The 17,080-nt window shown below is 67.8% G+C and carries 18 protein-coding genes; 14 read left to right on the forward strand and 4 right to left on the reverse strand.

Annotated features, from left to right (window positions below; genetic code table 11):
* Positions 1-26: 26 nt before the first annotated feature.
* Positions 27-860 carry a pyrroline-5-carboxylate reductase gene (proC, locus tag EDF39_RS07515; protein WP_123941814.1) on the forward strand — a complete coding sequence of 278 codons (834 nt, stop codon included), beginning with the start codon at positions 27-29 and terminating at the stop codon, positions 858-860.
* A 70-nt stretch (positions 861-930) separates the two neighbouring features.
* Here the strand turns inward: proC and EDF39_RS07520 are convergent, their stop codons facing one another.
* Together EDF39_RS07520 and EDF39_RS07525 are read right to left on the reverse strand one after the other, a co-directional pair.
* The gene (locus EDF39_RS07520; RefSeq protein ID WP_123941816.1) at positions 931-1,602 is read right to left on the reverse strand and encodes a TrkA family potassium uptake protein; all 672 of its coding nucleotides are present in this window, start codon (positions 1,600-1,602) and stop codon (positions 931-933) included.
* Complete coding sequence (locus tag EDF39_RS07525; RefSeq protein ID WP_123941818.1) at positions 1,595-3,088, reverse strand: TrkH family potassium uptake protein; 1,494 nt, start codon at positions 3,086-3,088, stop codon at positions 1,595-1,597. The genes EDF39_RS07520 and EDF39_RS07525 overlap by 8 nt, the downstream gene beginning before the upstream one ends.
* A 75-nt stretch (positions 3,089-3,163) precedes the next feature.
* Between EDF39_RS07525 and EDF39_RS07530 the strand changes: the two genes are divergently transcribed.
* From EDF39_RS07530 to EDF39_RS07550, 5 genes are all read left to right on the forward strand, one after another.
* Positions 3,164-3,724 carry a helix-turn-helix transcriptional regulator gene (locus EDF39_RS07530; protein WP_123941820.1) on the forward strand — a complete coding sequence of 187 codons (561 nt, stop codon included), beginning with the start codon at positions 3,164-3,166 and terminating at the stop codon, positions 3,722-3,724.
* A gap of 150 nt (positions 3,725-3,874) precedes the next feature.
* Positions 3,875-4,069: a helix-turn-helix domain-containing protein gene (locus tag EDF39_RS07535; RefSeq protein WP_055959696.1), complete on the forward strand. Its 195-nt coding sequence runs from the start codon at positions 3,875-3,877 to the stop codon at positions 4,067-4,069.
* Between the two features lie 158 nt (positions 4,070-4,227).
* Positions 4,228-4,326, forward strand: a complete 99-nt coding sequence (locus EDF39_RS07540; protein ID WP_003792170.1) for a 30S ribosomal protein bS22 — start codon at positions 4,228-4,230, stop codon at positions 4,324-4,326.
* 292 nt (positions 4,327-4,618) lie between these two features.
* A complete protein-coding gene (locus EDF39_RS07545; RefSeq protein WP_123941822.1) occupies positions 4,619-4,918 on the forward strand; it encodes a glutaredoxin family protein in 300 nt (99 codons plus the stop codon).
* Positions 4,915-5,217, forward strand: a complete 303-nt coding sequence (locus EDF39_RS07550; RefSeq protein WP_055959692.1) for a Dabb family protein — start codon at positions 4,915-4,917, stop codon at positions 5,215-5,217. Before EDF39_RS07545 ends, EDF39_RS07550 begins: the two co-directional genes overlap by 4 nt.
* Before the next feature lie 372 nt (positions 5,218-5,589).
* On the opposite strand, the gene aspS is transcribed toward EDF39_RS07550, so the two are convergent.
* On the reverse strand, positions 5,590-6,918 hold the full coding sequence (aspS, locus tag EDF39_RS07555) for an aspartate--tRNA(Asn) ligase (RefSeq protein ID WP_123941824.1): 1,329 nt from the start codon (positions 6,916-6,918) through the stop codon (positions 5,590-5,592).
* Positions 6,919-7,026: 108 nt separating this feature from the next.
* Between aspS and EDF39_RS07560 the strand changes: the two genes are divergently transcribed.
* The 5 genes from EDF39_RS07560 to ccsB are packed head-to-tail and all read left to right on the forward strand — an operon-like array spanning position 7,027 to position 11,768.
* On the forward strand, positions 7,027-7,668 hold the full coding sequence (locus EDF39_RS07560; protein ID WP_123941826.1) for a histidine phosphatase family protein: 642 nt from the start codon (positions 7,027-7,029) through the stop codon (positions 7,666-7,668).
* Positions 7,665-8,273 carry a TlpA disulfide reductase family protein gene (locus EDF39_RS07565; RefSeq protein WP_123941828.1) on the forward strand — a complete coding sequence of 203 codons (609 nt, stop codon included), beginning with the start codon at positions 7,665-7,667 and terminating at the stop codon, positions 8,271-8,273. The genes EDF39_RS07560 and EDF39_RS07565 overlap by 4 nt, the downstream gene beginning before the upstream one ends.
* Entirely contained in the window at positions 8,274-9,038 is a 765-nt protein-coding gene (locus EDF39_RS07570) for a cytochrome c biogenesis CcdA family protein (RefSeq protein WP_055959687.1), read from the forward strand.
* A complete protein-coding gene (locus EDF39_RS07575) occupies positions 9,022-10,758 on the forward strand; it encodes a cytochrome c biogenesis protein ResB (protein WP_123941830.1) in 1,737 nt (578 codons plus the stop codon). Before EDF39_RS07570 ends, EDF39_RS07575 begins: the two co-directional genes overlap by 17 nt.
* Positions 10,755-11,768, forward strand: a complete 1,014-nt coding sequence (ccsB, locus tag EDF39_RS07580) for a c-type cytochrome biogenesis protein CcsB (RefSeq protein ID WP_370275163.1) — start codon at positions 10,755-10,757, stop codon at positions 11,766-11,768. Before EDF39_RS07575 ends, ccsB begins: the two co-directional genes overlap by 4 nt.
* A 101-nt stretch (positions 11,769-11,869) precedes the next feature.
* Here ccsB and EDF39_RS07585 read toward each other — a convergent pair whose 3' ends face one another.
* Positions 11,870-12,865: an o-succinylbenzoate synthase gene (locus tag EDF39_RS07585; protein WP_123941832.1), complete on the reverse strand. Its 996-nt coding sequence runs from the start codon at positions 12,863-12,865 to the stop codon at positions 11,870-11,872.
* Between the two features lie 42 nt (positions 12,866-12,907).
* Here EDF39_RS07585 and EDF39_RS07590 point away from each other — a divergent pair, with 42 nt between their 5' ends.
* The 3 genes from EDF39_RS07590 to EDF39_RS07600 are packed head-to-tail and all read left to right on the forward strand — an operon-like array spanning position 12,908 to position 17,016.
* The gene (locus EDF39_RS07590) at positions 12,908-13,816 is read left to right on the forward strand and encodes a 1,4-dihydroxy-2-naphthoyl-CoA synthase (protein WP_055959681.1); all 909 of its coding nucleotides are present in this window, start codon (positions 12,908-12,910) and stop codon (positions 13,814-13,816) included.
* A gap of 18 nt (positions 13,817-13,834) precedes the next feature.
* Positions 13,835-14,959, forward strand: coding sequence for an AMP-binding protein (locus tag EDF39_RS07595; RefSeq protein ID WP_233573005.1), 1,125 nt, complete (start codon positions 13,835-13,837; stop codon positions 14,957-14,959).
* A gap of 53 nt (positions 14,960-15,012) precedes the next feature.
* Positions 15,013-17,016 (forward strand): acyltransferase family protein, encoded by a 2,004-nt coding sequence (locus EDF39_RS07600; RefSeq protein ID WP_123941834.1) that lies wholly within the window; start codon positions 15,013-15,015, stop codon positions 17,014-17,016.
* Positions 17,017-17,080: the final 64 nt, after the last annotated feature.

The following is a 17,080-nucleotide window of genomic DNA, read 5'->3' on the forward strand; positions in this document are numbered from 1 at the left end:
GTCTCGCCAATCCTAGGATGGGTCGCATGACGACGACCCTCCCCGCCACAGCGATTCTCGGAGCCGGTTCGATGGGCGGCGCGATCCTCGCCGGGCTCGTGCGGCCGGAGGTGACCGTCGAGGGCGGGCTCCGCGTCACCAACCGCACGGAGGCGAAGGCGGCGCCGCTTCGACACGGGGGAGTGCTGTCGCTCGCGACCGAGACCGATCCGTCGGCCAACGCGTCGGCGGTGACCGGGGCGAAGCTCGTTCTCATCGGCGTGAAGCCCTACATGGTGCTCGACCTGCTGCGCGAGATGGCGCCGGTGCTCGAGCGGGGCACGATCGTCGTGAGCCTCGCCGCCGGCATCACGATCGCCGCGATGGAGGCCGTCCTGCCCGACCACGTCGTCGTGCTCCGCTCGATGCCCAACACTCCCGCGGTCGTCGGAATGGGCGTGACCGGCCTCGCGGGCGGCAGCCGGTCGAGCGACGCCGACGTCGCGCTCGCTCGAAGCCTCTTCGCCTGTGTCGGCGAGGTCGTCACCATCCCCGAAGACAAGATCGACGCCCTGTCGACGATCTCGGGATCAGGGCCGGCCTACGTCTTCTACCTCATCGAAGAACTGACCCGCGCAGCTGTCGACCTCGGCTTCACCGACCATCAGGCATCGGTGATGGTGCAGGGCACCTTCCGTGGGGCGTCCGAGTTGCTCGCTCACGACGTCACGCCGCCCGAGGAGCTCCGCCGCCGCGTCACCAGCCCGAACGGCACGACCGAGAAGGCCGTCGAGGTACTCCAGTCGGCGGGCCTGAAAGACCTCTTCGACCGGGCGACGGCGGCGGCGCTTGCCCGCGCGAAAGAGATCGCGGCCGAATAACCGCGCGACCGCCACCTGACATCAAGTCGGCGAATCAGTGGGGCGAAGGATCCGCGGAGCCCCGCTCACCTTAACTCTCGAGCGCGCTGAACCGCTCGAGATCGGACTCGGTGCCGCTGACGATGATGAGGTCGTGATCGCCGACCACCGTGTCGGGGCGCGCCTCCATGAAGGCACCGCCGGGGCCCTTGACCCCGATGATGGTCACGCCGAACTTCGGCAGCACCTTGCACGAACCCAGGGTCTGCCCGCGCACCGATTTCGGCGGGTACATCTTGACGATCGCGAACTCGTCGTCGAACTCGATGTAGTCGAGCATGCGGCCCGAGACGAGGTGCGCGACGCGCTCGCCGGCCTCCGCCTCCGGGTAGATGACGTGGGTGGCCCCGATGCGGGTCAGGATCTTGCCGTGTGAGGTCGAGATGGCCTTCGCCCAGATCTGCGGGATACCGAGATCGACGAGGTTCGCCGTGATCAGCACGCTCGCTTCGATCGACGAGCCGACGCCCACCACCGCGATCGAGAAGTCGGTCGCACCGATCTGACGCAGGGCGTCGATGTCGCGGGCGTCCGCCTGCACCGCGTGCGTGACCCGGTCAGCCCACTTCTGCACGAGCGAGATGCTCGTGTCGACGACCAGCACGTCGCGATCCTGGCGCTCCAACTGGCCCGCGGTCGCGGCGCCGAAGCGTCCGAGTCCGATCACGAGGACGGGTGCGTCGTGCGAGATCCGCTCAACCAACGATGGGCCTTTCTTCGGGGCGGGTGAAGAGCTGTCGACGCTGACTGTTGGCCAGGGCGACGGCGAGCGTCACTGTACCAACGCGTCCCATCCACATCGTGACCGCGAGCACGTACTTGGCGGCGTCCGGCAGGTTGTCGGTGAGACCGACCGAGAGTCCGCAGGTCGCGAACGCCGAGATCACCTCGAAGAGCACTTCGGAGAGGCTCGCCTTGGTGATCTGCAGGATCACGACGGTCGCGACGGCGACGATGGTGGCACCCCAGAGCGCCACGCTGACGGAGAGCCGGAGGACGTCGGAGGGGATCCTGCGCCCGAAGACCTCGATGCTCCGGTTGCCGCGAGCCTCGGCGACTGCGGCGAGGAACAGCACGGCGAGCGTCGTCACCTTGAGTCCGCCGGCCGTCGAGGCGGAGCCGCCGCCGATGAACATGAGCATGTCGGTGACGATCAGGCTCGAGTCGTGCAGGTCGGAGATGTCAATGGTCGAGAACCCGCCCGACCTCGTCATCGTGCTCAAGAACAGCGATTGGAAGATCGTCGTGCCGGCGTCTTTGCTTCCGAACGTCAGCGGGTTGTCGAACTCGAGCACGATGTAGACGATCGTGCCGAGCACGAGCAGGATCAGCGTGGTGACGAGCGTCAGCTTGACGTGCAGCGACCAGCGCCTCGGATGCAGCGGGTTGCGGGTGATCGCGTAGATGACAGGAAACCCGATGCTGCCGAGGAAGACGGCCACCATGAGCAGCCCGAGAAAGTAGAAGTCGTCTTGGAAAGCCGACAGGCCTGCCTCGTTTGGCACGAATCCGGTGTTTGTGAACGCCATCGCCGCGTAGTAGAAGCTGTCGAGTACCGCCGTACCGACCGGGATCCCGTCGACCAGCATGCGCGGAATGAGCAGCAGGCCGATCACGAACTCGATCGCGAGAGCGCTGATGGCGACCGTGGTGAGCAGCCCGCCGACTTCGCCGAGCCGAACCGCCTGCCCCTCGGGCACCGGGCCCGCGTGACCGCGGAGGGGATTCGAGTCGCTCGCCGCGAGAAGCTTCGAGCGGAGCCCGAGTCGACGCGAGACGACGAGGCCGAGGATCGAGGCCACCGTCAGCACGCCGATCGCACCGATCTGCACGCCGACGAAGATCACGACGTGCCCAAAGGGCGACCAGTGCGTCGCCATGTCGACCGTGGCCAGTCCGGTGACGCAGATGACCGACACCGCGGTGAAGAGCGAGTCGGCGATCGGCGTCACCTCACCCGACGTCGAGGTGATCGGCAGCATGAAGATCGCCGTGAACAACAGGATGAGCGTGGTGAAGATGAGGATCGCGAACCGAGCGGGCGACTTTCGGCTGACGTCGTCGACGCCCTCGCGGAACGCCTCCCAGGGGGTGCGCGACGGGCGGAGAGCCTTGGCCGAACCTCGCGAGAACGCGCCTCCGGCGGGCTGCGTCGACTCCGGATTCGTCGACGGCGGTGCTGTCGCCACCTGGCCTCCCACCCCGCCGAATTCACCCGAAAACCGTCATGGTACTCCCGGCCCGGCATCGATAGCCTGAGCAGCATGGCCGACATCTTCGCTGTGATCGCCGACCCGACTCGTCGTGAGCTGCTCCGCGTTCTCCGAGGGGAGCCACTGGCGGCAGACCCTCTTCGTGAGCTTTCTCTGCGAGGCGACCCGAAGGATCCTGCGCTCCGCCCCCTCCCCGGCGCCGCGGGGCAACCCGGCCCCGCGACCGAACCCGGCCCCGCTGTCGAGCACAGCGTCGGCGAGCTCGTCGTCGCGCTCGGCCTCAGCCAGCCCACCGTGTCGAAGCATTTGCGCGTGCTCCGCCTCGCCGGCCTCGTGCACGTGCGCGAAGACGGTCAGCACCGCTACTACAGCCTCGACAGCAGGCCGCTCGAACGGGTCGACGCCTGGCTCGCGCCGTTCCTGCCCGAGGTCGACTTCGCCGCGGTCGTGCCGTTGCGCTCGGGCGTGGTCGGCGTGCCGGCGCCCCTCCGTCGGGCTGCCCAGAACCTCCCGGATGTGGGTGACGTAGGTGCGACCCTGGGGCGCGCTGTCGCCGGGGCGCGGAGCCGGATCCTCGACCCCGCCAAGAAGCGTCTCGGGCACCGCGAATAGGGGTGGAGCTGCGGCTGGACAGCGAGTCACATGCGCCTCTAAGGTAGCCACGGGGCACACGAGAAACACTCAGGCGGCCCCGAGTCGCCGATCGCTCCCGCCGGGAGCGAGCCTCTCCGGGGCAGTCGGCCCGAAACCTTAGGCAGGAACATGTCGGACGACCTGACGGACGTGCGTTTTCTCACGGTGGCCGAAGTGGCCGACATGATGCGCGTGTCGAAAATGACCGTCTATCGGATGGTCCATTCCGGCGAGCTGCCCGCCATTCGCTTCGGTCGCTCGTTCCGAGTGCCCGAGACGGCTGTCGCTGCCGTGCTTCGCGGTGGCATTCGCGACGTCGGCTGATCGGCTGTCTGCTCGCTCCGACGGCTCGGTTCGTTTTTCGCTGGCCTGACGAGTAGACTGACGCGAAGTATTTTTCCGCGGTTCTTGCAAATGGGGCCCGGTACTGCACGGTCTTTGAATCCCAAAGGTCCCGTTTCAAGAAATCTGTGAGGTCCCCTATGGGTTCTGTTATCAAGAAACGCCGCAAGCGCATGGCGAAGAAGAAGCACCGCAAACTGCTTCGTAAGACTCGTCACCAGCGTCGCAACAAGAAGTAGAGCGCTGAGCACGTCTTAGAGCTTCGCTATTCGGTCGTCACCCTCGGGTGGCGGCCGTTTTGCGTGCCGGGCTCGGGTGCGTGCCCTCTCCGCCCCGTGGTCGCATCGGCCACGAGCCCCTTGCCGAGTGCCGCCTAATGCCGCCGGTGCCGGGCTCGAGCGTGCAGTTGGCGGCACTCGGTGATCCGGGCACGGCGCTCGGGCTCTGGCTCGGGCTCGGCACTCGGGGCACGTGCCGGGCTCGGCACTCGGTGCTCGGGGCACGTGCCGGGCTCGGCGGTACGCTGGGGGAGTGCCCGTTCCCCACGTCACTCTGCTCACGAAGCCCGGCTGTCATCTCTGCGATGACGCCCGGCAGGCCCTCGAGGCCGTTCTCGACGAGGTCGAGTTCCGTGGGGCCCGCGACTACGACGAACTGTCGATCCTCGACGATCCGTCATTGGCCGAGGAGTACGCCGAAGAAATTCCGGTCGTGCTGATCGACGGCCGCGTCCACACCATCTGGCGGGTCGACCGCGAGCGGCTCCGTACCGCTCTTCGTGCCGCCGCACCCTCGTCTTCGTCTCCGGCGAACGGAAAGGCCGATTCATGAGTGTCAAGCACATCGTCATCTGGAGCATCGCCGCAACCGACGAGACGGAGAAGGCCGAAGCGATCGCGCGCATCACCTCGGCGCTCACCGGTCTCGTCGGTCGCATCGGGTCGATCCGGTCGCTGACCGTCGGGCTCAACGGCGCCTATCCCGACAAGAACGGCGACCTCGCCGTCGTCGCCGATTTCGACGACTTCGAGGGGCTCGACGAGTACCAGAACCACCCCGACCACCTCGAGGTCGCCGCGCTCGTGCGCTCCCTCGTGTCGGGTCGGGCCGCGATCGACTACGAGTACTGAGCGGCGCCGGCCGCTGAGGCCGCCAGCCCCGTTCCGAGATCGCACTTGGCGTCGGGTGCAGGCGACCTCCTCTGCGATCTCGGCGCCGGTTCAACTCGGCGCGACCCGCGAGCGAGGTGGCCTGAACTACCGGCCGCGGGCCGTATTCGCGGAGATCCGGCCATCTCGCGGCCCTGCGCCGCCGCGCGCGCCGCGGCACGCCAACCGAGAGCACGCAAAACGCCCTCCGCGCCGAAGCGGAAGGGCATTTCGTGCACTCTCGGCGAGCGAGCCGCCAGCGAACGAGCCGCCAGCGAACGAGCCGCCAGCGAGCGAGCCGCCAGCGAGCGAGCCGCCAGCGAACGAGCCGCCAGCGAACGAGCAGCGAGCGACCTACGGCTCGAGCCGCGTCGGCCCGCGGAACAGGAACGTCGTCTCTCGCAGGTTCGGCAGGTGCAGCATCAGCATGAGCACGCGCGCGAGGCCCATGCCGAAGCCACCGTGCGAGGGCACGCCATAGCGGAAGAAGTCGAGGTAGCCCGACAGCTCTTCGGGCTCGAGGCCCTTGGAGCGTGCCTGCTCTTCGAGCACGTCGATGCGGTGCTCGCGCTGGGCTCCCGTCGAGATCTCGGTGCCGTTGAAGATGAGGTCGTAGCTGTTGGTGAGCGACGCATCGCCCTCGTGCCGCATGTGATAGAACGGCCGGATGCTCGAGGCGTAGTCGGTGAGGAAGACGAACTCGTGCCCGTACGTCTCTTTCACGTAGGCCGCGATCTGACGTTCGCCCTCGGGGTCCATGTCGTCGTCGGCGCGGGGCACCTCGTAGCCGCGGGAGGCCACGATTTCTTTGGCCTCGGCCAGCGGGATGCGCGGGAACGGCACGGTCGGCACGACCAGGTCGATGTCGAACAGCTCTTTGATCGCGGCGCCGTGCTTGTCGGCGACAGCCTGGAAGCCAGCCACCATGAGCTCTTCGTGCAGCTTTATGACGTCTTCGTGCGACTCGATCCAGCTGACCTCGGTGTCGATGGAGGTGAACTCGGTCGCGTGGCGGCTGGTGAACGACGGGTCGGCGCGGAACGCGGGCCCGACCTCGAAGATTTTGCCGAAACCGGCCGACTGCGCCATCTGCTTGAAGAACTGGGGGCTCTGCGAGAGGAACGCGCTGCCCTCGAAGTACTCGACGCGGAACAGCTCGGCCTTCGACTCGCTCGCCGAGGCCATGAGCTTCGGGGTCTGCACCTCGACGAAGTCGTGCTCGACCCAGTAGGTGCGGAGCGCGTGGAGGAAGGTTGTCTGGATCTTGAAGATCAGGGCGTTCTTCGGCACGCGAAGGTCGAGAAAGCGCCAGTCCATGCGCTTGTCGATGCCCGAGTCGTCGGCGATCGGGGTCTCGGGGATCGCGAGGGCGGCCACATCGAGACCGTCGAGCTTGACCTCGACCCCGCCGAGCTTGACGCGCTCGTCGTGCTTCAGCTCGCCCGTGGCCGTGAGGAAGGTGCCCTGCGAGAGCGAGGAGATGGTCTCCGAGACGGCGGTGGCGATGGCCGCGCCCTCGTCGTCGAACGAGCGGGGCGACACCAGCTGAACGGCGCCGGACTCATCGCGGAGGACGACGAACTGCACCTTCTTCTGATCGCGGACCGTCTCGACCCATCCGGACACCGACACGGGCCCGTCGGAGGAGGCAGCAAGGTCTTTGATAAGGGTGCGTTCAGTCACGAGCCCTGAGTTTACGGTAGGGCTGACTCTCTCGACGCCGAGCAAGGTCCTCCCTGTGGAAAACCCTGGTGGGAGGTGTGACGAGTCACGCAATCTACACTGGATGCCGTGCCCGCGAACCAGATCCACCTCGTCCGTCATGGCGAGGTGTTCAACCCCGACGGCGTCCTCTACGGGCGTATCGAGGGGTTCGGGCTCTCCGAGCTCGGTCATCGAATGGCCGAGACCAGTGCCGAGGCGCTGAAGGCGGAGGGCGCCCCGGTCGCGGCGATCATCGCCAGCCCCCTGCAGCGCACGCAAGAGTCAGCGGCACCGTGGGCTCGGCTCTTCGACCGTGAGATCCAGACCGACGAGCGCCTCATCGAGCCGACGAACAAATTCGAGGGGCGGTCGGGCGGCTTCACGAAGGCCCTCACACGTCCGAGCGAGTGGCCCTGGATCGCGAATCCGCTCAAGCCCAGCTGGGGCGAGGCCTATGTGAGCATCGCCGCTCGCATGCTGGCGGCCGTCGACACGGCCTGGCGCTGTGTCGACTCCGGCGACGTCGTTCTCGTCAGCCACCAGCTGCCCATCTGGATGGTCCACCGAAGCCTTGCCGGCCAGAGACTCTTCCACGACCCTCGCCATCGCCGGTGCACCTTGTCGAGCATCACGACGCTCGAGCACCGCGACGACGCGTTCGTCGAGGTGGGCTACCGCGAGCCGGCCGCCGCCCTGCAGACTTCCGCCCTCGATTCTGGAGCCGTGTGATTCCGAAACGCCCCTCGACCCTCGTCCGTCTCTCCGTGGTGGCTGCTGCTCTCGCCCTGGGCCTGACCGGCTGCTCCTCGAGCAACCTGCTCTCGCAGTACCAGAGCGGGTCGAACAAGAACTACATCTCGGGCGACGGCACGATCACCGAGATCGAGCCCGCCGACCGCAAGCAGCCCGTCGAGTTCACTGCCACGACCGACGAAGACGCCTCGATCTCGCGCTCGACCTACGAGGGCAAGGTGGTCGTGCTCAACTTCTGGTACGCGTCGTGCCCGCCGTGCCGGGTCGAGGCCCCCGACCTCGAGTCGCTCAGCAAGAAGTACGCCGATCGGGGCGTGCAGTTCATCGGCGTCAACGTGCGCGACGAGAAAGACACCGCTCGCGCCTTCGCCCGATCCTTCAAGATGACCTACCCGTCCGTCGTCGACTCGGGCAACGCCACGGTGCAGCTCGCGCTGGCCGGAGCCCGGGGCAGCGCCAACGCCACTCCCACGACGATCGTCCTCGACAAGAAGGGGCGTGTCGCGTCGAGCATCCTCGGCGAGGCCGACAAGGGCGTCTTGAACACCCTGATCAGCGACACGCTCGCAGAGAAGAACTAGGTGTATCAGGGCAACCCCTTCTTCGAGGCGGTCACGAGCGGCCAGCTGCTGGTGGCGCTTCCCGTGGCCGTACTCGCGGGCATCATCTCGTTCGTGTCGCCGTGCGTGCTCCCGCTCGTGCCTGGTTACCTCGGCTACATCGGGGGTCTGCAGAGCGGAGCGCAGGATCCCACGGGTCGCCGAAAAGACCGTGGCCGTCTCGTGCTCGGGGTCGTCCTCTTCGTGCTGGGTTTTACGCTGGTGTTCGTGGCGTTCAATACCGCGGCGGGTGTGCTCGGATTCTGGTTTCTCGAGTGGCGAAACGTGATCACCCGGATCCTCGGTGTCGTCGTGATCCTCATGGGGCTCGTCTTCATCGGCAATTTCCCGTTCTTCCAGCGCACCGCGAAGCTCCAGATCAGCCCGAAGGTGGGCCTGGCGGGCGCGCCGTTGCTCGGTGTCGTCTTCGGCCTCGGCTGGAGCCCCTGCCTCGGCCCGACGCTCACGGCCATCACGGCCCTGTCGCTCAATTCCGGGTCGGCCGGGCAAGGGTTCCTGCTGGGGCTCTTCTACTGCCTGGGCCTCGGGCTCCCGTTCCTTTTCGTCGCGCTCGGCCTCGGCTGGATGACGCGCACGATCGCATTCGTCAAAAGGCACGTTCGTGCCGTCAACCTTGTGGGAGGCACCCTTCTCGTGGTCATCGGAGTTCTCATGGTCGCCGGGGTCTGGAGTGACCTCATGTCGCGCCTCGGGGTGGTGATCTCCAGCTATGGCACGGTCGTCTAATTCGAACGGGCCGGTCGAGCCCACGGAGCCTCAGGTCGACGGCATCTCCGACCGCACCGACGAGCGGGCCGACCCGCTCCGGCCGAGCGACCACATCGACTCCGTCGAGCAGGTCGACTCCGACTCCGGCATCACGCAGCCGAAGCTCGGGTTCGTCGGCTACCTCCGCTTCTTCTGGCGACAGCTCACGAGCATGCGCACGGCGCTGCTCCTGCTCATGCTGCTCGCCCTGGCGGCCGTGCCGGGTTCGCTGGTGCCGCAGACATCGTCCGACCCCAACGGCGTCGTTCAGTACAAGACCGACCATCCGCAGCTGTACCCGATCCTCGACAAGCTCGGGCTGTTCTCGACGTTCACGACGCCGTGGTTCTCGGCCGTTTACCTGCTGCTGTTCATCTCGCTCGTCGGCTGCATCATCCCGCGCGTGAAGCACCACCTCGAGGCGCTCCGCTCCGCGCCTCCGAAGACTCCGGCGCGGTTGTCGCGCCTGGCAGGATTCCAGACGCACCAGGCTCCGACTGTCACCGGCGACGCGGCACCCGTCTCAGCCGAGATCGCCGTCGCCACGGCCCGCCAGCACCTTCGCCGCGCCGGCTACCGCACCCGCGTCTACGGCGACTCGGTCAGCGCCGAGCGCGGTTACCTGCGTGAGACCGGAAACCTGGTCTTCCACACGGCTTTGCTCGGAGTGCTCGTCACGGTCGGTATCGGCGGCGGCTTCGGCTACACCGGTCAACGTGTGGTCGTTGAGGGGCAGACGTTCTCGAACGTGCTGGGCTCGTACGACTCGTTCAACCCGGGCCGCTTCTTCTCCGACTCCCAGCTCAAGCCGTTCAACATCGCGATCGACAAGTTCACCGTCAAGTACGAAGACAAGATCATCGACGCCATCGGTACGCCTACCGACTACACGACCTACGTCACGACCTCGCAGCCCGGCCAGGCGAGCAAGAAGACGACGATCAAGGTGAATGACCCCCTCTCTATCGGCGGATCGAACGTCTACCTGCTCGGCAACGGCTATGCGGTCGACGTGACGGTGCGCGATGGCGAGGGCAATATCGCCCTGAAAGACACGATCCCGTTCCTTCCGCAGGATTCCAACCTGACCTCGCTCGGTGTCATCAAAGTGCCGGACGCCAAACCGACTCAGCTCGGAATGATCGGGTTCTTCTACCCGAGCGCCACCAAGCTCTCGAGTGGGGCACTGGCCTCGAACTACCCGGACGACATCAACCCCAAGCTCACGCTCAGCGTCTATGCGGGCGACCTCGGCCTTGACGACGGGGTTCCGCGCTCGGTCTACGAACTCGACACGGTCGGGCTCAAGCCGATTGCCGCGACGGGCAGCAATGCAGTCGAGAAACCGCTCACCCTCGAGCCCGGCCAGACGGTCAAGCTCCCGAACGGCCTCGGCTCGGTGCAGTTCAACGACGTCAAGCGGTTCGTGTCTCTCGACATCCACCACGACCCCACGCAGATCTACGTGCTCGTCTTCGCGATACTCATCGTCCTCGGCCTGCTGACCGGGCTGTTCGTGCCGCGTCGGCGCGTCTGGGTCAAGGCCGTGCAGGGTGACGACGGGCTCCGAATCGAATACGCGGGTCTCGCCCGCGGAGAAGACCCGACTCTCGAGAGAGCAGTCGACGATCTCGCCAAGAAACATCTGGCCGCACTCACCCCGAAGACGGCCTCGGATCGACGTAAGGTGTCATCGTGACGTCAGCAGAATTCTCGACCCTGTGCCTCTACGCGGCCTACTCGGCGATCGCGATCTACGTGATCGCGTTCATCGCGTTCGCGCTCGACCTCGCCAAGCGCTCGGGCGACGCGCAGATCGCCGCGACGGCGGCACTCAAGGCACAGTCGCGTCAGTCGGCACTGGCCGGCGCTAGCGCGAGCGCAGGATCCACCGGCAGCGCCGGGGGCACCCTCCTCCTCGAGCGCACCGATGTCACCGAGCCCGGCGAGACGGCGCGCCGCTCGTCAAAGTTCGAGCGCATCGGCATCTCGATGATGGTGCTCGGGCTCGCCGTTCACATCGCCTCCGTGGTCTTCCGCGGTCTCGCCGCGGGTCGTGTGCCGTGGGCCAACATGTTCGAGTTCGGCCTCACCGGCACCGCTCTCATCGTCGGTGTCTTCCTGCTGGTCAACCTCTTCGTCGACCTTCGCTACCTGGGCGCCTACGTGATGGGCCTCAACCTGATCCTGCTGGGCGTCGCGGTCGTCAACTTCTACGTGACGGTCAGCCCGCTCGTGCCGGCCCTGCAGTCGTACTGGCTCGTCATCCACGTGTTCGTCGCATGTCTCGGCACGGCGTTCTTCGCCATCGCCGGTGGGCTCTCTGCGGCGCAGATCATCCAGGAGCGTCGCGAGGCCTCGAAGAACGCCGGCATCAAGCTGTTCGACACCCTCCCCGGGGCCGAGCGCCTCGAAGACCTGGCCTACCGCATCGCCCTCGTCGGCTTCGTGCTCTGGACCTTCACCCTCATCGCCGGCGCTGTCTGGGCCGAGAAGGCGTGGGGTCGCTACTGGGGCTGGGACACGAAAGAGGTCTGGACCTTCATCATCTGGGTCATCTATGCCGGCTACATCCACGCCCGGGCCACTCGTGGCTGGCGCGGCGCCCGGTCGTCGTGGCTGTCGCTGGTCGGCTTCGCCGCGGTGATGTTCAACTTCTCGATCGTGAACCTGTTCTTCAAGGGTCTGCACGCCTACAGCGGCCTGTAAGCCACTCCCGCACGATCGGCACACCCGTACGATCGGCACAGACCCGCACAGTCGGCAGAAACACCGCTCCTAGGGCAGGTGTTTAGGCCGACTGAGCGGGTTTAGTGCGTTTCGAGCACCTCATAAGCCGCCCGCACCCGGTCGAGCCACCACGCTCGGCGCTCGACCGGAGCGGCGGAGGCCCGCAGCAGGTCGATGTCAACGTTGACCCGTCGCACGTCGATGCCGCCGCTCTCCGGCAGCAGCGGCTCGCGCGAGACGTCGGCGGTGAGCATGGCCGCCGTGCCGAGCCCGCAGTCGTGGTCGAGGGTCGGCACGGCAGCAGCGAGGTGGGCCCCCATCGACAGCCCGACCGACGTGTCGATCGCACTCGAGACGACGACGGGCAACCCGGCCTCCTCGACGATGTGCGACGCTGCGGTCACCCCGCCCAGCGGTTGAGCCTTGATCACGAGCAGGTCGGCGGCGCCGGCGCGAGCGACCGCGAGCGGGTCGGCAGCTTTGCGCACGCTCTCGTCGGCGGCGACCGGGACGCCCGTTTCCGCGGCACGCACGGCGGCCAACTCGGCGATGGTTCGGCACGGCTGCTCCACGTACTCCAGGTCGAACGGCGCGAGCGCCTCCAAGGCGCGGAGCGTCTCGTCGACCGTCCAGTGCATGTTGGCGTCGACGCGCACGCGCCCACCGGGCCCGACGAACTCGCGCGCTGCTGCGACCCGTGCGACGTCGTCGGCGAGGGTCTGGCCGGGTTCGGCCACCTTGACCTTGACGGTGCGGCAGCCGGGGTAGCGGGCGAGGATCGAGGGCACCAGGTCGGCCGCTACGGCGGGGAGAGTGGCGTTGACCGGGATCCTCGTCCGCAGCGGTTCAGGCAGGTGGCCCCAGCCGAAGTCGACGGTCGCGGCGAGCCACGACGAGGCCTCGTTGGCGTCGTACTCGACGAACGGGCTGAACTCGGTCCAGCCGTTCGGGCCCTCGACGAGAAGCGCCTCGCGCACGTCGACCCCGCGAAAGCGATTGCGGAGCGGCAGGGCGACCACGAACGCGTCGCGGGTGAGGTCGCCGAGCGGGGGCAGCGGCGAAGGGGAGGGGAGCATGCCCCGAGTCTTCCACTCGGCCCCGGTCGATAGGCTGGCGGCATGAGCGACACCGTCTCCGACCTGTTCGATCCGACCGAGTGGCGAGAGGCGCCGGGAGCGGGTGAGCTCACCGACATCACGTACCACCACGACGTGAATGGCCAGGTCGCACGCATCGCGTTCGACCGCCCCGAGGTGCGCAACGCCTTCCGGCCGCACACGGTCGACGAGCTCTACCGCGCTCTCGACGACGCGCGCATGAACCCGAAGATCGGCGTCGTGCTGCTCACGGGCAACGGCCCCAGCGCGAAAGACGGCGGCTGGGCATTCTGCTCGGGCGGAGACCAAAGGATCCGGGGGCGAGACGGTTACAAATACGAAGGTGACGAGGCCCTCAAACCCGACCCCGCCCGCAACGGCCGCCTGCACATCCTCGAGGTGCAGCGGCTCATGCGCACCATGCCGAAGGTCGTCATCGCCGTCGTTCCCGGCTGGGCCGCGGGCGGTGGCCACTCGCTGCACGCCGTCGCCGACCTGACCATCGCCAGCCGCGAGCATGGCCGGTTCAAGCAGACCGACGCCGACGTCGGCTCGTTCGACGGCGGCTACGGCAGCGCCTACTACGCCCGGCAGATCGGCCAGAAGCTGGCCCGCGAGGTGTTCTTCCTGGCCCAGGAGTACTCCGCCCAGCGTGCCTACGAGATGGGCGCCGTCAACGCCGTCGTCGATCACAAAGACCTCGAAGTCGAGGCTCTCCGCTGGGCCCGGATCATCATGGGCAAGTCGCCGACCGCGATCCGCATGCTGAAGTTCTCGTTCAACGCCGTCGACGACGGCATGGTCGGCCAGCAGGTGTTCGCCGGCGAGGCGACGCGGTTGGCCTACGGCACCGACGAGGCGGTCGAAGGGCGCGACGCGTTCCTCGAGAAGCGCTCGCCCGACTGGTCGCCCTACCCCTGGCAGTTCTGACGTGAGCGCGGTTGCGCTGTGACGCACGAGCTTCGGGCGATCGACGCGCGCTCACCACAGGCAGTGATGGTCGCGCTGCGTGCCGCACTGTCGGGCGGACCGGCGATCAACCCCCGCATTGACGACTCGGTGCCGGTCGACCTTCCGGTGGAGGTCGAGAAGCGCGTCGCGGTCGTCATCGAGACGAGCGGCTCCACCGGGCAGGCGAAGCGTGTCGCCCTGTCGGCCGGTGCCCTGCTCTCCGGCGCCGCGGCGGCCGATGCTGCCCTGAGCGGCCCGGGGCAGTGGGTCCTGGCTCTGCCGGGGCACTACGTCGCGGGGCTCAACGTGCTGGTCCGGTCGATCGCTGCCAACACCGAGCCGGCGCTCCTGCCGGTGGGGCACTTCGATCCGCAGGCGTTCCTCGACGCGGCGGCGAGTCTCACTCACGCGTTCCGGTACACGTCGCTGGTGCCCGCTCAGCTCGGCCGTGTGCTCGATCTCGCCGAGGTCGATCGGGCGGGCCAGCGGATCGTCGGCCGCTTCGACGCGGTCCTCGTCGGTGGTCAGGCCACGCCCGCGGCGCTGCTTTCTCGTGCCGAGAAGGCCGGTGTGCGGGTCGTGCGCACCTACGGGTCGAGCGAGACCAGTGGCGGTTGTGTCTACGACGGCGTTCCGGTCGGCCAGACACTGGCCGCGGTGGTCGACGGCCAGCTCGAGCTCTCGGGGCCGACCCTCGCCGAGTACTACCTGCGCGATCCCGCTCGCACCGAGGCCGCCTTCGTCGAGCGCGAGGGGCGGCGGTGGTATCGCACCGGAGACGCAGGATCCGTCGGCCCCGACGGCAGGGTCACTGTGATCGGCCGACTCGACGACGTGATCATCTCGGGCGGTGAGAAGGTCTCGCTCGGCGTGGTCGAGCGCGCCGTCCGCGAGTTGCCGGGGTTCGCCGACGCAGTCGTGGTCAGGGCGCCGTCGGAGCGCTGGGGTGAGGTGCCCGTCGTGGTCGCGGTCGCGCCGCCGATCGACCTCGCTGCTCTTCGTGCAGCCGTGACCTCGGTCGTGGGCCGATCGGCTGCACCCGACCGTCTCGTCGTCGTCGACTCCATTCCGCTGCTGCCGAGCGGCAAACCCGACCGTGGACAGCTGGCGCGCTTGGCATGAGATAGGTGACATAATGCATACCCACTGGGCTGATCGAGCGCGAGGGGGATGGCATGCACCAGAGAGCGATGCGGCACGACATCACCGGCCTCCGCGCGCTCGCCATCGTCCCGGTCGTCGCCTTCCACGCCGGCGTGCCCGGGTTCACCGGCGGCTTCGTCGGAGTCGACGTCTTCTTCGTCATCTCGGGCTTTCTCATCACGGGGCAGCTCCTCCGCGAGCTCGAGACGACCGGCCGCCTCCACCTCGGCCGCTTCTGGGCCAAGCGCCTCCGTCGCCTCGTGCCCGCGGCCGCGCTGATGATCGTCTTGACCCTGCCCCTGGCACTGCTCTTTCTCCCGCCGGTCGACTGGCTGTCGATCGGCAAGCAGGCGGGTGCGGCTCTGCTCTTCGTGTCGAACTTCTTCTTCGCCCGTCAGCCAGACGACTACTTCACCCACGACCTGATGGTGCCGCAGCCCTACCTCCACACCTGGTCGCTGAGCGTCGAAGAGCAGTTCTACCTCGTGTGGCCCGTGCTGCTCGTCGCCGTGGTGAGCGTGGCCGTGCGGGCCGGATGCGGGCCACGAGTGGCTCTCGCGGCGGTGTTCGGGGTCGTCGGGGCCGGATCCTTGGCCCTGTCGGCTTTTGCGACGCCCTCCCACCCGCAAGCGGCCTTCTATCTGCTGCCCACCCGCGCCTGGGAGTTCGCACTCGCGGGCCTGCTCGCGCTCGTTCCCGTCGGCCTGATCGGGTCGGGCGTGGTTCGCGCGGTCTGCGGCGGCGCCGGGGTGCTCGGCCTCGTGGCGATCGTTGTCGGGCTGCCGTCTGATACTCCCTACCCGGGTGTGGCCGCGATGCTTCCCGTCGTGGCTACGCTGCTGGTGATCGTCGGCGGTCTCGGTCCGCCCTCGGGCTCGACCACGCTGCCCACGCGGGTGCTCGAGGCGCGACCGCTCCGTTTTCTCGGCACGGTGTCGTACTCCTGGTATCTCTGGCATTGGCCGCTCATGGTTCTCCTACCCGTGGCCCTTCGTTCCGAATCGCCCTGGATTCCCATCGCCGCGGGCCTTCTCGCTCTTGTCGTCGGCGCATCGGCCTATGCCTTCTTCGAGAACCCGGTCCGGTTCGCTCCGCCTCTCGCCCGCTCGGCACGGGTCTCGTTCGTAGCAGCCGGCGCCTTCGTGCTGGTGGCCGGCGTCTTCTCGGGCGCCACCTGGTTTCAAGGGCGATCGGCCGCTGAGGCGGCAGAGCAACTCGCCGCGACTTCGTCGGACGAGCTGCCGTCCGACGCGTGCCTCTCGACAGAGAAATCGGCGTCGGGGGTTCCTCTCTGCATCCTGGGCGATGTGACGAGCTCGACCGTGGTGGTCGTCGTCGGCGACTCCCACGCCGGCCATTTCGAGGCGGCTCTCGGCGAGGCGGCCCGGCGCGAGAAGATCCGCCTCGTCTACCGCTGGCGGAGCGCCTGTCCGGCGATCGACGTGACGACGGTCATGACGACCGGCAAGGCGCCCGCGGGGTGTCAGAAGTTCCGCGACGAGACGGCGCGTGTGGTCGCCGACCTGCACCCCACGGCGGTGGTGATCTCGCAGGCCGAGGCCTACCTCGGGCGGATTCGCTCGACGGAGGGCGCCGTGCTCTCCGACTCCGCGCAGAAGAAGGTCTGGGTAGACGCCTACGAGAAGTGGATCGACCAGACGTCGAGGTCGACCGGCGAGATCGCGGCGATCCGTGACAATCCCCGACTTCACTACGACCCCGGTGCGTGCCTGGCGGCGCCGGGCGGCACGGCGCGCTCCTGCGCCTCGCCCCGCGGCGAGGCACTCGACCAGATCGCACCCCTGCAGGCGCTCTCGGCGCGAGTTCAGGCGCAGCGCGGCGTCGCGCCGATCTTCACCACGACCGACCGCCTCTGCGACTACGACGCGTGCAAGGTCGAGGTCGATGGCGTCAAGGTCTACCGCGACTACAACCACCTCGCGCCGCAGTACGCCGCGACGCTCGGGCCCGCGCTCGGCCTCTTTCTGCGCGAGGCGGTCGACCGGGCCGAGGCTCGGGCGGCGTCGGGCGGCTGACCCGTGTCGGGCCGCCCCAGAGCCTGAATTCAGTGGCACCCGTAACGTCTGCGGCGCTTGCCTG

Origin of the sequence: Frondihabitans sp. PhB161 (assembly GCF_003814635.1) — a bacterium.
In the GTDB taxonomy this organism is placed as follows: Bacteria; Actinomycetota; Actinomycetes; order Actinomycetales; family Microbacteriaceae; genus Frondihabitans.